Origin of the sequence: Parvimonas sp. oral taxon 393 str. F0440 (assembly GCA_000223315.2) — a bacterium.
GTDB lineage: Bacteria > Bacillota > Clostridia > Tissierellales > Peptoniphilaceae > Parvimonas.
The window spans coordinates 621,223-634,507 of record AFUS01000004.1 but is presented as its reverse complement, the minus strand read 5'-3'; the positions used below and the strand labels follow the sequence as shown (position 1 = coordinate 634,507).

The 13,285-nt window shown below is 27.6% G+C and carries 13 protein-coding genes and 1 pseudogene; 3 read left to right on the top strand and 11 right to left on the bottom strand.

Going from position 1 to position 13,285, the window contains the following annotated elements:
* The 10 genes and pseudogenes from purN to HMPREF9127_RS04045 form a co-directional block, all read right to left on the bottom strand.
* The gene (purN, locus tag HMPREF9127_RS04075) at positions 1 to 624 is read right to left on the bottom strand and encodes a phosphoribosylglycinamide formyltransferase (protein ID WP_009448059.1); all 624 of its coding nucleotides are present in this window, start codon (positions 622 to 624) and stop codon (positions 1 to 3) included.
* Between the two features lie 28 nt (positions 625 to 652).
* Positions 653 to 2,098 carry an amidophosphoribosyltransferase gene (gene purF / locus HMPREF9127_RS04070; RefSeq protein ID WP_009447759.1) on the bottom strand — a complete coding sequence of 482 codons (1,446 nt, stop codon included), beginning with the start codon at positions 2,096 to 2,098 and terminating at the stop codon, positions 653 to 655.
* A gap of 74 nt (positions 2,099 to 2,172) precedes the next feature.
* Complete coding sequence (locus tag HMPREF9127_RS08370) at positions 2,173 to 2,661, bottom strand: phosphoribosylformylglycinamidine synthase subunit PurQ (protein ID WP_009447874.1); 489 nt, start codon at positions 2,659 to 2,661, stop codon at positions 2,173 to 2,175.
* Positions 2,662 to 2,663: 2 nt separating this feature from the next.
* The gene (locus HMPREF9127_RS09045; RefSeq protein ID WP_255261686.1) at positions 2,664 to 5,291 is read right to left on the bottom strand and encodes a phosphoribosylformylglycinamidine synthase; all 2,628 of its coding nucleotides are present in this window, start codon (positions 5,289 to 5,291) and stop codon (positions 2,664 to 2,666) included.
* 112 nt (positions 5,292 to 5,403) lie between these two features.
* Positions 5,404 to 5,652: a hypothetical protein gene (locus HMPREF9127_RS08360; protein WP_009448373.1), complete on the bottom strand. Its 249-nt coding sequence runs from the start codon at positions 5,650 to 5,652 to the stop codon at positions 5,404 to 5,406.
* Positions 5,653 to 5,677: 25 nt separating this feature from the next.
* Positions 5,678 to 5,836 (bottom strand): hypothetical protein, encoded by a 159-nt coding sequence (locus HMPREF9127_RS08355; protein ID WP_009448467.1) that lies wholly within the window; start codon positions 5,834 to 5,836, stop codon positions 5,678 to 5,680.
* A gap of 17 nt (positions 5,837 to 5,853) precedes the next feature.
* A pseudogene (gene purM, locus HMPREF9127_RS04060) lies at positions 5,854 to 6,878 on the bottom strand (phosphoribosylformylglycinamidine cyclo-ligase).
* 15 nt (positions 6,879 to 6,893) lie between these two features.
* Positions 6,894 to 7,373 carry a 5-(carboxyamino)imidazole ribonucleotide mutase gene (gene purE, locus HMPREF9127_RS04055; RefSeq protein WP_009447968.1) on the bottom strand — a complete coding sequence of 160 codons (480 nt, stop codon included), beginning with the start codon at positions 7,371 to 7,373 and terminating at the stop codon, positions 6,894 to 6,896.
* A gap of 79 nt (positions 7,374 to 7,452) precedes the next feature.
* Positions 7,453 to 8,166: a phosphoribosylaminoimidazolesuccinocarboxamide synthase gene (locus HMPREF9127_RS04050; protein ID WP_009447703.1), complete on the bottom strand. Its 714-nt coding sequence runs from the start codon at positions 8,164 to 8,166 to the stop codon at positions 7,453 to 7,455.
* A gap of 284 nt (positions 8,167 to 8,450) precedes the next feature.
* Complete coding sequence (locus HMPREF9127_RS04045) at positions 8,451 to 8,969, bottom strand: class I SAM-dependent methyltransferase (RefSeq protein ID WP_009447925.1); 519 nt, start codon at positions 8,967 to 8,969, stop codon at positions 8,451 to 8,453.
* A gap of 111 nt (positions 8,970 to 9,080) precedes the next feature.
* Between HMPREF9127_RS04045 and HMPREF9127_RS04040 the strand changes: the two genes are divergently transcribed.
* Together HMPREF9127_RS04040 and HMPREF9127_RS04035 are read left to right on the top strand one after the other, a co-directional pair.
* Positions 9,081 to 9,629 (top strand): glycerophosphoryl diester phosphodiesterase membrane domain-containing protein, encoded by a 549-nt coding sequence (locus tag HMPREF9127_RS04040; RefSeq protein ID WP_009447973.1) that lies wholly within the window; start codon positions 9,081 to 9,083, stop codon positions 9,627 to 9,629.
* 208 nt (positions 9,630 to 9,837) lie between these two features.
* The gene (locus tag HMPREF9127_RS04035; protein WP_009448118.1) at positions 9,838 to 10,839 is read left to right on the top strand and encodes a glycerophosphodiester phosphodiesterase family protein; all 1,002 of its coding nucleotides are present in this window, start codon (positions 9,838 to 9,840) and stop codon (positions 10,837 to 10,839) included.
* A gap of 46 nt (positions 10,840 to 10,885) precedes the next feature.
* Here HMPREF9127_RS04035 and glyA read toward each other — a convergent pair whose 3' ends face one another.
* A complete protein-coding gene (gene glyA / locus HMPREF9127_RS04030; protein ID WP_009447807.1) occupies positions 10,886 to 12,124 on the bottom strand; it encodes a serine hydroxymethyltransferase in 1,239 nt (412 codons plus the stop codon).
* Positions 12,125 to 12,344: 220 nt separating this feature from the next.
* On the opposite strand from glyA, the gene HMPREF9127_RS04025 reads away from it, so the two are divergent.
* Entirely contained in the window at positions 12,345 to 13,277 is a 933-nt protein-coding gene (locus HMPREF9127_RS04025; protein WP_009447702.1) for a selenium metabolism-associated LysR family transcriptional regulator, read from the top strand.
* Positions 13,278 to 13,285 lie beyond the last annotated feature (8 nt).

Sequence of the window (13,285 nt, the reverse complement as noted above, 5' to 3'; positions counted from 1 at the left end):
TTATTCCTCCACTATGAATGCTCTATTATCTTTAAAAACAATCTTATTATCACAAAATGCCTTTACTGTCTTCACCAATATTTCATGTTCTATTTCTAAAACCCTTTTAGCAACAGTTTCAAAGTCATCATTTATAAAAACCGGAACAACATCTTGCAATATTATAGCTCCGGTGTCTACATTTTCATCAACAAAATGTGTTGTAGCTCCGGTAAATTTAACACCTGATTTTATAACTGCCTTATGAACATTTTCTCCATAAAATCCGTCTCCGCAAAAAGAAGGAATCAAAGATGGATGAATATTTATAATTCTATTTGAATACTTTGAAACCAACTTTGAAGATAAAATATTCAAATAACCTGCAAGTACAATCAAATCAATGTTATTTATTTCTAGCTCTTCAAGTATTCTTTCATCATATTCTTCATTACTAAAAAAGTTCTTTCTATTCAAATAAAATGTATAGATACTTTCACTTTGTGCTCTTATTAGCCCATAAGCATTTTTTCTGTTTGAAAAAACCAATTTTATCTTTCCATTAATTTTATTTTCTTTGACAGCATCAATTATGGCTTGTAAATTTGTTCCTCCACCGGAAATAAAAACAGCTATATTCAACATAATTTACCTTTCCTTAAATTATTTAAAATTATTTATTTTTTCTTTCTAAAATTCTTCTTTGAATATCAGTTAAAGAATTATTAAAATCCTCTTCATAATCGTACAATCCTGCAGGATAGTCTCCATTAAAGCAATCCATACATAATCCATTATATGGAGCATCAAATTTAAGACCTATTGAATCTACAAGTCCTTGCTCACTCAAATACCCTAATGAATCAGCTCCTATTATTTCTTTTATTTCTTCCAATGTTTTATTAGCTGCAATAAGTTCTCTTGAAGTAGAAATATCTATTCCATAAAAACTAGGAAATGCAAAAGGAGGAGATGCAATTCTAACATGAACTTCAGATGCTCCTGCATCTTTTAAAAGTTTAACAATTCTTTTACATGTTGTACCTCTAACTATTGAATCATCAACCATAACAACTCTTTTTCCTTTAACAACCCCTTTAACCGCAGATAATTTCATTCTTACACCTTGCTCTCTAAGCTCCTGAGTAGGCTGAATAAAAGTTCTTGCAATATATTGATTTTTAATCAATCCCATTTCATAAGGCAAACCACTTTCTTCTGCAAATCCACTTGCTGCAGAAAGTGAAGAATTAGGTACACCAACAACTATATCTGCATCTGCAGGGCATTCTCTTGCAAGAGTTCTTCCTGTATTTTTTCTTGCAGTATGAACATTAATTCCTGCAATATTAGAATCCGGTCTTGCAAAATAAACATATTCCATAGCAGCAATTGAAATTCTATCAGGAGTAGTGTAATTTTCTATTCTAAGACCATCTTTATTTATAATAGCCAATTGTCCTGCTTTTACATTGCAGACAAATTCAACACCAATATTATCAATAGCACAAGTTTCGCTCGTCATAACATAAGTTCCATTTTCTGTTTTACCAATAACTAGAGGTCTTAAAGAATTTGGATCAACTGCTCCATATAAAGTATCCTTAACTAGAACTAAATAAGTAAAACCACCTTTAATTTTACTCAAACTTTCTTTTAGTTTTTCTTCGAAAGATTCTTTTTTACTCCTTCTGATTAAGTGAATTAACACTTCAGTATCTGATGAAGAATGAAAAATTGCTCCTTTTTTTTCTAACTCTACTCTCAAGCTCTTAGCGTTTACTAAATTTCCATTATGACAAATAGCAACACTCATATCATAAAAATCAAATAGAAATGGTTGAACATTTCTTACACTATTATCTCCCGCTGTTGCATATCTTACATGTCCTATCGCAGATGTCCCAACTAAACTATATAAAAGCTCTTTATCTTTAAAAACTTCAGAAACCAATCCTAAATTCCTATAACTATATAATTTTTCTCCATCAGAACTAATTATTCCTGCCCCTTCTTGTCCTCGATGTTGTAAACTATGAAGTCCAAAATATGTTAACTTTGAAGCATCTTTATGATTCCAGACACCAAAAACTCCACATTCTTCATTTATTCCACGCACTTGTTATTCTCCTTAAAAATCTTTTTTATTATCAATATTTTTATATAAAAATATTAATTTTATGCTAATATATATTATTTATTTCCTTTAAAATAGTTTACACCATTTTCAAATATATTTTGAATTTCTTTTATAGTTTTATTTTTATATAAACCGGTTCCATAACGCTCACTATGTCCCATTTTCCCTAAAACCAATCCGTCTTCACTTATCATACCTTCAATGGCATATAATGAACCATTAGGATTAAATTTTCCATTGCTACTTGCATTACCTTCAAAATCACAGTATTGGAAGGCACATAAATCCTTAAATTTCTCAATATTGTTTCCAACAAGTTTTCCTTCACCATGACTAAACATAATTTCATGCAATTGTCCAATTTCAAAATCTTGAGTCCAAGGAGAATTCACATTTGCAACACAAGTTATAGCACTTGTTGAAATATGATGATAACTGTCATTTCTGTATAATGTCAAGTCATCTTCAGTTAAAGACTTTATTCTTCCGTAAGGTATAAGTCCTGACTTAATTAATGCTTGAAATCCGTTACAAATACCCAAAATTAATTTTTATCATCTAAATGTTTATGAATTGCATCTTTAACTTTTTCGTTTTTTAAAACATTTACTATGAACTTTGCACTTCCATCAGGCTCATCTCCACTTGAAAATCCGCCTGGTATCATAATAATGTGTGCATCTTTTATTCCATTTACCAATTCATCAATTGACTTTTCAATATCATCTTCCTTTTTGTTTCTAAATATAACAGTTTTTGTTGTAGCACCTACGTCAATAAATGCTTTTTCTACGTCATATTCACAATTAGTTCCAGGAAATACAGGAATTAAGACATTTACATTTTCAATATATTCTTTAAAATATTTTTTTTCAATTTTATAATTAGATAAATTTTCACAATTTCCACAGTCTAAATTTTGATATAAAGGATAGATTTTATCTAATGTTTTTGTATATGCATTATATATTTCATCATAATCAAATTTAATTCCATTTATAGATATTTCTTCACTAACCATTCCAATTTTTTCAAAATGTAATTCACAATTTGATTCTACAACAATTGATGCAGGATCAAAATTTAAAATATTTTCCTTATTAACTGTAAAACCTAAACCATTTCCAACTGCCATTTTTACTAGAGAACTTACTACACTACCTTCTTCCTGAACATATGCTGATAAAATTTTACCTGATTTTATAAGTTCATTTATCAGTTCATAGCTTTTTAATGTTTCCTTAATTTCAGGATATCCTTTCGAATTTTTTACAATAGGAACATAATATATATAATTTCCAATTGTTTTTAATTCCGGAGAAATTACATTCTTAATTTTAACAGGAGTACATGCAAAAGATATCAATGTTTCAACGACATTTAATTCGTTAAATGTTCCAGACATACTATCTTTTCCTCCGATACTTGGACATCCTATCTCATTTTGAGCATAGATAGTTCCTAGTAAGCTTTGAGTAACTTTTCCCCATTTTTTACTGTCTTTTCCAAGTTTTTCAAAATATTCTTGGAAAGAAAAATATAAATTACTTTTATCTCCACCAACAGCATAAACTTTGGCAACAGATTCTAAAACAGCATAAATAGCTGATAAGAATGGTGAGTAATGAGATATCTTTGGAATAAATCCATAACTCAAAATTGTAGCTGTATCACTTGTTGAATGAATTGTAGGTAATGCCTGAATACCAGCTTGAACAGGAGTTAATTGATTTTTACCTGAGAAGGGCATTAATACGGTTGTTGCACCTATTGAAGCATCAAATCTTTGAGCAATTCCTTTTTGACAAGCTACATTTAATGATGATAATTCATTTAATACATTTTCTTTAGAAATAAGCTTATTTTCAAAAGGATTGCTTCCATTATTATCGCATAATAATGCTTTTGAGTGTTGTCTTACTCCACTTGTTGCCAAAAAGTCTGCGCTTAAATCCATAACCTTATCATCATAATAATACATCTCTAGTCTTCTTCTATCGGTTATAGTTGCTACTTTAGAATATTCTATATTTTCTTTTTCACATTCTTTTATAAAAATTTCATAATCATTTGGTGATATTACAATTGCCATACGTTCTTGTGACTCACTTGTGGCAATTTCTGTCGGATTTAACCCTTCATATTTCAATAAAACTTTATCTAAATGAATTTCAATTCCATCAGATAATTCTCCGATTGCAACACAAACACCACCCGCACCAAAATCATTACATTTTTTAATCAATTTTGTAACTTCAGGTTTTCTAAATAATCTTTGAATTTTTCTCTCTTCAATGGCATTTCCTTTTTGCACTTGACTTGATGCTGTTTCAAGAGAATCATTTGTATGAATTAAACTTGAACCGCTTGCTCCTTGAATACCGTCTCTACCTGTTCTTCCTCCAATTAAGATTACAATATCATCTTTAACAGGAGTTTCTCTTTTGAAATCTCCGTATTTGACTGCTCCAACAACCGCTCCAACTTCCATATGTTTAGCAACATAAGAGTCATCATAGAGTTCCTTTACATAAGTTGTTGCAAGTCCAATTTGATTACCATAAGATGAGTAGCCACTTGTGGCTTTTGTAGAAATATCAACTTGAGGTAACTTATGCTTCAAAGTTTCTTCTCTTTTTTGTAAAATATTACCACAACCTGTTACTCTCATTGCTTGATAAACATAACTTCTTCCGGACAATGGATCTCTAATTGCTCCTCCAACACAAGTACTCGCTCCACCAAAAGGTTCAATCTCTGTAGGGTGATTATGTGTTTCGTTTTTAAATTGAATTAACCATTTTTCTGTTTCTCCATTATTTTCAATATCAGTAAAAAATGAACAAGCATTAATTTCTTCACTAACCTCTATATTTTGATCATTTAATACTCTTTTATGATATTTACCGAATATACTTGCCATATCCATTAGAGTTATAGGCTTAGTAATATTTAATTCTTTTCTAATATTTAAATAAATATCAAAAGCATTTTGCATTTCTTTTTGGAAAAGCTCAGATTCAATTTTAATATTATCTAACACAGTTTCAAAAGTTGTATGTCTACAATGATCACTCCAATAGCAGTCTAAAACGTAGATTTCAGTTTCAGTAGGTATTCTTCCTTCATTCCTAAAATAATCTTGAATGAAAATTAAATCCTCAATATTCATCGCTAGAGACATTTCTTTTTTAAATCAATTAATTCATCTTTTGAAAAAGAAGAAAAGCCTTTTAAGTCTTTCATTTTTTTCATTTCTGAACTCATTGAAAAACTCAAAATATTCATATCTTTAACTCTTGATTCAATAGGATTAACCAAATATTTTTTACTTTATCCATTTCATCTTGATTTAAAACTCTATCAAAAATTATAAGTTTTCCGCTTCTTACAGTAATTTTTGAATTATTATCTAAAAGAGATACACATTGAACTGCACTATCAGCTCTTTGATCATATTGAGCAGGTAATGTTTCATAAGCAAAATATCTTCCATCTTGTAGTATTATGTTTTCAACTACTTCATCAATCATTACTTCTGAAAAACTGAATTTTTAGCTAATTCATATGTTTTTCATTGATATTGTAAATGTCATATATAATATAAAGTTCTAAATCTTTTATTCCTAAATTATATTCTATATTTAAATTGTTTTTAAGATCTAAAGCTTCCTTATTATATCCATCTCTCTTCTTAACAAAAATTCTCTTATCCATAATTCCTCCAAAATTTACTAACATAAAATTACTTTAGAATTTCCTTCTACAACTTCTCCAACTTCGTAAATTTCCTCATTCATTTCTTTAAATAAGCCTTTTATTCCTTCAACATCTTCTCTTTCTACAAAAATTAACATTCCTATTCCCATATTAAAAGTGCCATACATTTCTTCTTTTGAAATCTCTCCCCATTTTTGAAGAAGTGAAAAAATTTCTTTTTGCGGAATATTTTTTTCAATAATTTTGGCATCAACATCATCACCTAAAACTCTTGGTACATTTTCATAAATTCCTCCACCTGTTATATGACAAAGACCATTTACCTTAAATTTTTCTAACAAATTAACTATTGATTTCGCATAAATTTTAGTTGGAGTCAAAAGTTCTTCCCCTAAAGTTTTTCCTGTTTCTATCATATCGTTTAATGAAAAGTTTTTATAATCAAAAATTATCTTTCTGACTAAAGAAAAACCGTTACTATGAACCCCTGAAGATGGTAATGCTAAAATAACATTTCCTTTTTTACATTTTTCTTACCATCAATTATTTTATCTTTTTCGACAACACCTACACAGAAACCTGCAATATCATAATCTTCTTCTTTATATATTCCTGGCATCTCAGCAGTTTCTCCGCCAATTAAAGCACTTCCTGATTGAATACATCCTTCTGCAACACCTTCAACAATACTTGCCATTTTTTCTGCAACAAGTTTTCCGGTAGCAATATAATCTAAGAAGAATAAAGGTTTAGCACCTTGACATAAAATATCATTAACACACATTGCAACACAATCTATTCCAACTGTATTATGAACATCCATCATTTGAGCCAATTTTACTTTCGTTCCAACCCCATCAGTTCCGGAAACCAAAACAGGATTTTTAAAATCTTTTCCAAGTTCAAAAAGTCCTGAAAAACCGCCTAAATCAGAAAGAACACCTTTTGTATATGTGTTTTTAATAAATTTTTTTATTAAATTTACTTCATTATATCCTTCATGTTTATTTACTCCTGCAGATTTATATGTTAATGCCATTAAAATATCCTCCATTTATATATCTAAATCATTATCCATTTTTTTTACTTGTTCTTTCATCTCAAGCTTATATTCTTTAAGTTTAACTTTTAACTCATCATATTTTAATGATAAAATTTGTGTTGCTAAAATACCGGCGTTTTCAGCTCCATCTATTGCTACAGTTGCAACAGGCACTCCTTTAGGCATTTGAACAGTTGAAAGTAGAGCATCTAATCCATCAAGTGTTGAAGCTTTAACTGGAACACCTATAACAGGTGCCGTTGAAATTCCAGCTAAAACACCTGCTAGATGAGCTGCTTTACCTGCAAATGCTATAATTAATTCAATCTTATTTTCTTCCATTTTATTAACAAAATCTATTGCAAATTCTAAAGAACGATGAGCAGAGATAACTCTTGCATCATATTCTATCCCAAATTTTTTTAAAATATCACAAGTTTTTTTAGCAATATCTTTATCAGAAATACTGCCCATAATAACTGCCACTTTCATAATTACCTCCAAATTATTTTAAATATTAATCCCTTTCTCAATTCTTATCACCTGGTTGGCATCTAAAAGCCTTGTAGTTTCACAATATAAAAAGCCGGAATATTCTCCGGCTATGATTATTTAAGCAAAAAGAATATAAATCAGTTGGTGCAACAATTTTATCTCCATTATAGACTCTCATATTGCCACCAGATATTTCGTCAATTAATACAACTTCTCCATCAACTTTACCAAATTCCAACTTAATATCGTATAAAGTAAGTCCCTTTTCTTTTAAAACATCTCTAATAATAGTACAAATTTCTTTAGTAAGTGCTACTAAGTCTTCATATTCCTTTTCAGTTAATATATTTAACATAATAAGTGCATCCTTAGTAATTAAAGGATCACATCTTTCATCATCTTTTAATGTAATTTCAACATAAGTATCTAAATCATCATTAGGTTTTGCATATAAACCATATCTTCTTATAAAACTTCCTGCAGCTTTAAATCTACAAATTACCTCTATACCTTTACCAAAAACTTTGCAAGGTTTTACGGTCATAGTATTCTCTTTTAAATCACAATCTATATAATGAGTTCTAATTCCCTTTTCCTTTAAAATTTCGAAGAAATATTTAGTAATCTTTAAACCTTCATGTCCTACACCTTCAATTGATAAACCAACAGTGTTAGCACCAGGATCAAATACTCCATTTTCTCCTGTAACATCATCCTTAAACTTTAAAACGTAATTTCCATCTTCGCTCTTGTAAATATCTTTTGTCTTTCCAGTGTAAATTTTTTCCATAAAATACCTCCTAAAATTAAACATAAGAAATAAATAAGCCCAGCAAGTAGGCTTCAAGCGAAACCTACCTCCTGGGCTTTTCTCCCTTAGGTGTAATACTTAAAAAGTATTCGTATCGCTCGGACCAGCAAATAGATTCGGAACCCTAGATACTCTTTCTCTCATTAATTTTATTTCATTTAAGTTATCATAATTAACTTACAACTAAATGATAGCAAGAAAATTGTATTTTGTCAATATGATTTTTAAAAATAATTTTATCATAAATTGTTCTACATAATTTATTATTTATAATACTTTAAATAAAATATACTTTCTTCAAATTCAGATAAAATTAGTTTAAATCCACATTCTTTTGCATGATTTTTTATCATATCAATCGTTTGTATTTCATTTCTTATTACTCCATAAGTTGTATGAACTTCATTATTTTCAAAACGAATATCCAATTCAACTAAAAATGGTTTAGGATAAATATTTTCTATCTCTGTATCCCATATACATAAAATACCACCTGTTTTTAATACACGGAAGGATTCAAATATAGCTTTTTTCTTAGTTTCTTCATTCATATACATCAATGAATAAAAAAATGTTACAACATCAAATGAATTTTCTTTAAAATTTAAATTGGTAGCATCCATCAAAATTTTATTACAAAAATCAGGAGCTTCATCAAGCTCTTCTTTTCTATTGTCTATTGAAATAACCTGATTGGTATATAGACGTCCTATTATTCCTTCTCCTCCACCACCAATATCTAAAATATCACCTTCTAATTCTTTTTTTAAATTAATTCTCATAGCATCCTCCAAATCAATTATACCATAAATAAATTCTTAAAACATTATTTACTTTATAATTATCTCTATTTATGGTATTATTATCTATATATTTTTTAGAAAGGAGATAATATGTTTAAACTGTTAAAAAAGAAAAGTTTTAGAAATTTATTAGTTTTTGACTTATTATATCAACTTGCTTTTATTGTTATTTTATTACCTTTTGCAAAAGAATTTTTTTCATATATTTTAAAATTAACTAAATTTGGCTTTTTCTATATAGAAAGTCCTAGTATTTTCGCAAAATCTCCGGCAAAAATATGGTCTGTTTTAATAATTATTTTTTCATTTTCTATAGTTAAATTATTTGAAGTAAGTAGTTTTATATTTACTGCAAATCAAATAAGACTAGATAATGAAGTTTCAATTTTAGAAATTTTTAATAATTCATATAAACAAATAAAATCAAAAATAAGTTATATACAAAATTATTTGATTCTAATATTGGTGTCCATAAACATACCTGTATCAACTTCAATTCACAAAGGAATAAAACTTCCTAATTTTGTTACAGATTATATTTTAAATTCAACTGCAGGAATAATATTTTTTATTATAGTAATACTATTAGCAATTGTTTTTTCAATACTTTTATTATTTATTTACCATATATTTTTTTAGAAGATAAAAATTTTTTTGAAAGTATAAAGATAAGTTTTAGTAGGATTAGAAAGAATATTTTTAAAAGTATAAAAGTATTAATTATATTAGGAATAAAGAATTTACTAATTCAAATTATAAAATTTATATGTTTAATTTCAATAATACTAATATTTTATATGCATACAAATAATAAAACATTAAGTAATGCCGGAATAATTGCTTATTTATGTATTGCAACATTTTTAAAAGTTTTACAAATGTATTATCAAATTTTATTACTTTTTACGATTTATCAAAATTTTATTTTAATTCTTCTAGTAATATAGAATTATCTAAAAATATTTATCCTACAAACAAAATTAAATTAAAAGTGGCACTTGTAATGGTATTTTTAATTTTTGCCGGAATTTTTAGTAAATATAGAAATTCAAATGAAGAAATAAAATTCTACCATACTTTCAGGAATCTAAAGCCGGATATTATGGCCCACAGAGGAAGCACAAAAAATTCTGCTGAAAACACATTAGAATCTATAAATGAAGCTATTCATAATGGAGCTGAATTTGCTGAAATAGACGTAGTATTGACGAAAGACAATGTAGTTGTTTTATCACATGATCATAATTTAAAAAGACTTACAGGAAAAAAAGTTAATATTGAAAATTTAAATTTTGAAGAATTAAAAAATTACAAAATAATTGATGAAAAAAATTCTAAAGAATATAATTTTATCGATTTAAAAACTGTGCTTGAAAAAACTTCAGGAAAAATAAAATTAAATATAGAATTAAAACCATTTAAAAACAACGAGAAAATATTAGCTCAAGAAGTAGCAAAATTAATTAAGGATAAACCATATGATGTAATTGTTTCTTCCTTATCTCCAAAAGCCTTACAAGAAATTAAAGATATAGAGCCTAGTATTTCAACAGGACTAATATTAGCTTTTAGTTATGGTAATTTTTACAATGCAAAATTTGTTGATTTTTTCTGTATTGAAAAAGAAATTGTTACAAATGAAATGATAAGAAAAATACAAAAAAATGGTAAGAGAGTTTATATATGGACTACAAATACTAATGATGAAATTGTAAAAGCATTCACGAGTGGTGCAGATGGAATAATAACTGATGAAGTTTCTCTTTCTAAAGAAATTTTGGAATTAGAAAAAAATAATTTTAATTTTGAGCAAATAATAATTAATAAAATATTTTCTTTAGTTCCATAAAAAAACGTCAGCATATTTTACTTGACGTTTTTTTAAATTTAAATAACTATTTTAAAGGTATCTTCTTAGTTAAATCTTCAACTATTCTTAATGCCTTCGCTTTTCCTTCTTCTCCATTCTTTATAACTTCTGCAATTGCTTCAGCTACTAAATCCATTTCTTCTTCTTTAAATCCTCTAGTAGTGATAGCAGGAGTTCCAAGTCTTATACCACTTGTAACAAATGGTGATCTAGGATCATTTGGAATTGTATTTTTATTACAAGTAATATGAACTGAATCCAATGCTTTTTCAACTTCCTTACCACTCATATCACAATCTCTTAAATCAACTAACATTAAGTGGTTATCTGTACCATTAGATACAAGTTTAATTCCTCTGTCCATCAATCCTTTTGCTAATGCTTGAGCATTTTTCAAAACTTGTTCTTGATATTTTTTAAAATCAGGTTCTAAAGCTTGTTTGAAAGCAATAGCTTTAGCAGCAATTATGTGTAATAATGGTCCACCTTGTGATCCCGGAAATACAGCTCTATTGAAATTAAACTTTTCATTTGCAGCAGCACTTGCTAAAATAAGACCACCCCTTGGTCCTCTTAATGTCTTATGAGTTGTAGAAGTAACTACATCAGCATAAGGAATTGGAGATTCATGTAATCCTGCAGCAACTAAACCGGCAATATGAGCCATATCAACCATTAATACTGCTCCTACTTCATCACAAATTTCTCTAAATTTCTTAAAATCTATTTTTCTTGCATAGGCAGAAGCACCTGCAATTATCATTTTAGGCTTACATTCTTTAGCAATTCTTAAAACTTCATCATAATCGATAAATCCATTTTCATCAACTTCATAAGGTACTGGATTATAAATATTACCTGAGAAATTAATAGGATTTCCATGTGTTAAATGGCCACCATGATTTAAGTTCATACCCATATAAGTATCACCAGGTTTTAAAACTGCAAAAAATACAGCGAAGTTAGCTTGTGAACCTGAATGAGGTTGAACGTTTGCATACTCACAACCATAAAGTTCTTTAACTCTTTCAATAGCTAATTTTTCTGCTTCATCTACTACTTCACAGCCACCATAATATCTCTTTCCAGGATATCCTTCAGCATACTTGTTAGTTAATATACTGCCAGCTGCTTCTAAAACGGCATCATTTACCCAGTTTTCAGAAGCTATCAATTCAATATGACTATTTTGTCTTTCTAATTCTTTGTCAATCACTTCAGCTATAGCTGGATCAACTTTTCTTATATTATCATTTGAAAACATTTCTAATACCCCCTATCACAAATATATTATCATATTTTAAATATTTAGTCAATATGTTTTCTAATATAGGCATAATTGTTAAAAAAATTCTTCTCGTTTAAATCATTTTAAATTTATAATATTTTATTTATATTTACTTTTTGTTAAAAAAATGTTATAATATAAAAAATATATAAAATATACATTTTATAGTTAGATTTATACATATTTGGAGGATTTTATGGACTTTAAACAATTAGAAACATTTATAACTATTGTAAAAACAAAATCTTTTACGAAAACTGCTGATGTGTTATATATAACTCAGCCATCTGTTACAAATCATATACAAGCTCTTGAATCTGAACTTAACACTTCTCTTTTTGTCAGAACAAGAAGAAGTGTTACTTTAACTCAAGCAGGAAGTATTGTATACAAACATGCTTTAAATATTTTGGCTTCTTATGATGAAATTATAAGAGATTTAGACATATATTCTCAAAATTTAAAAGGAACTTTAAATATTTGTGTTTCTTCCGTTCCTAGAAAAATCATATTACCAAATTTAATTGAAAAATTCTCAAATTTATTTCCTGATATTTCTTTTAATATTAGTAATGATGATTCTAGAACCGTTATTGATAGTATTCTAGTTGGAGAAACAGATTTTGGTATTGTAGGACTAAAAATATCTAATCCTAAATTGATTTATACTCAAATTATGGATGATCACATTGTATATGTTGTTAATAAAGATGCATATCCCGACTTAAAAAACTATTCGGTTATTAATATTGAAGATTTAAGTAATGATAAAATTTTACTTAGAGAAATTGGCTCAGGTACTAGACAAATAGTTGAAGATGAGTTAAAAAGAAATAACTCATTGAATGTCATTTCTAACAGTGTTGCAACTATACATGATACTAATACTATTTTAGAACTTATTACAAAAGGAGTAGGAAGTGGCTTTATCTCCCAAAGAATGTTAAATATATCTCCTTTTAAAGATAAAGTAAAAATACTAAACATAAAAAATCTTTATCTAAATAGAAAATTTTATTTTGTTTATAATAAAAATTTACAATTTTCAAATATAAATAAAATATTTAAAGATTTTATGATGGATGAAATTAATGAATTAAAAAAAGAATTAGATATTAATTTAATATAAATATATTT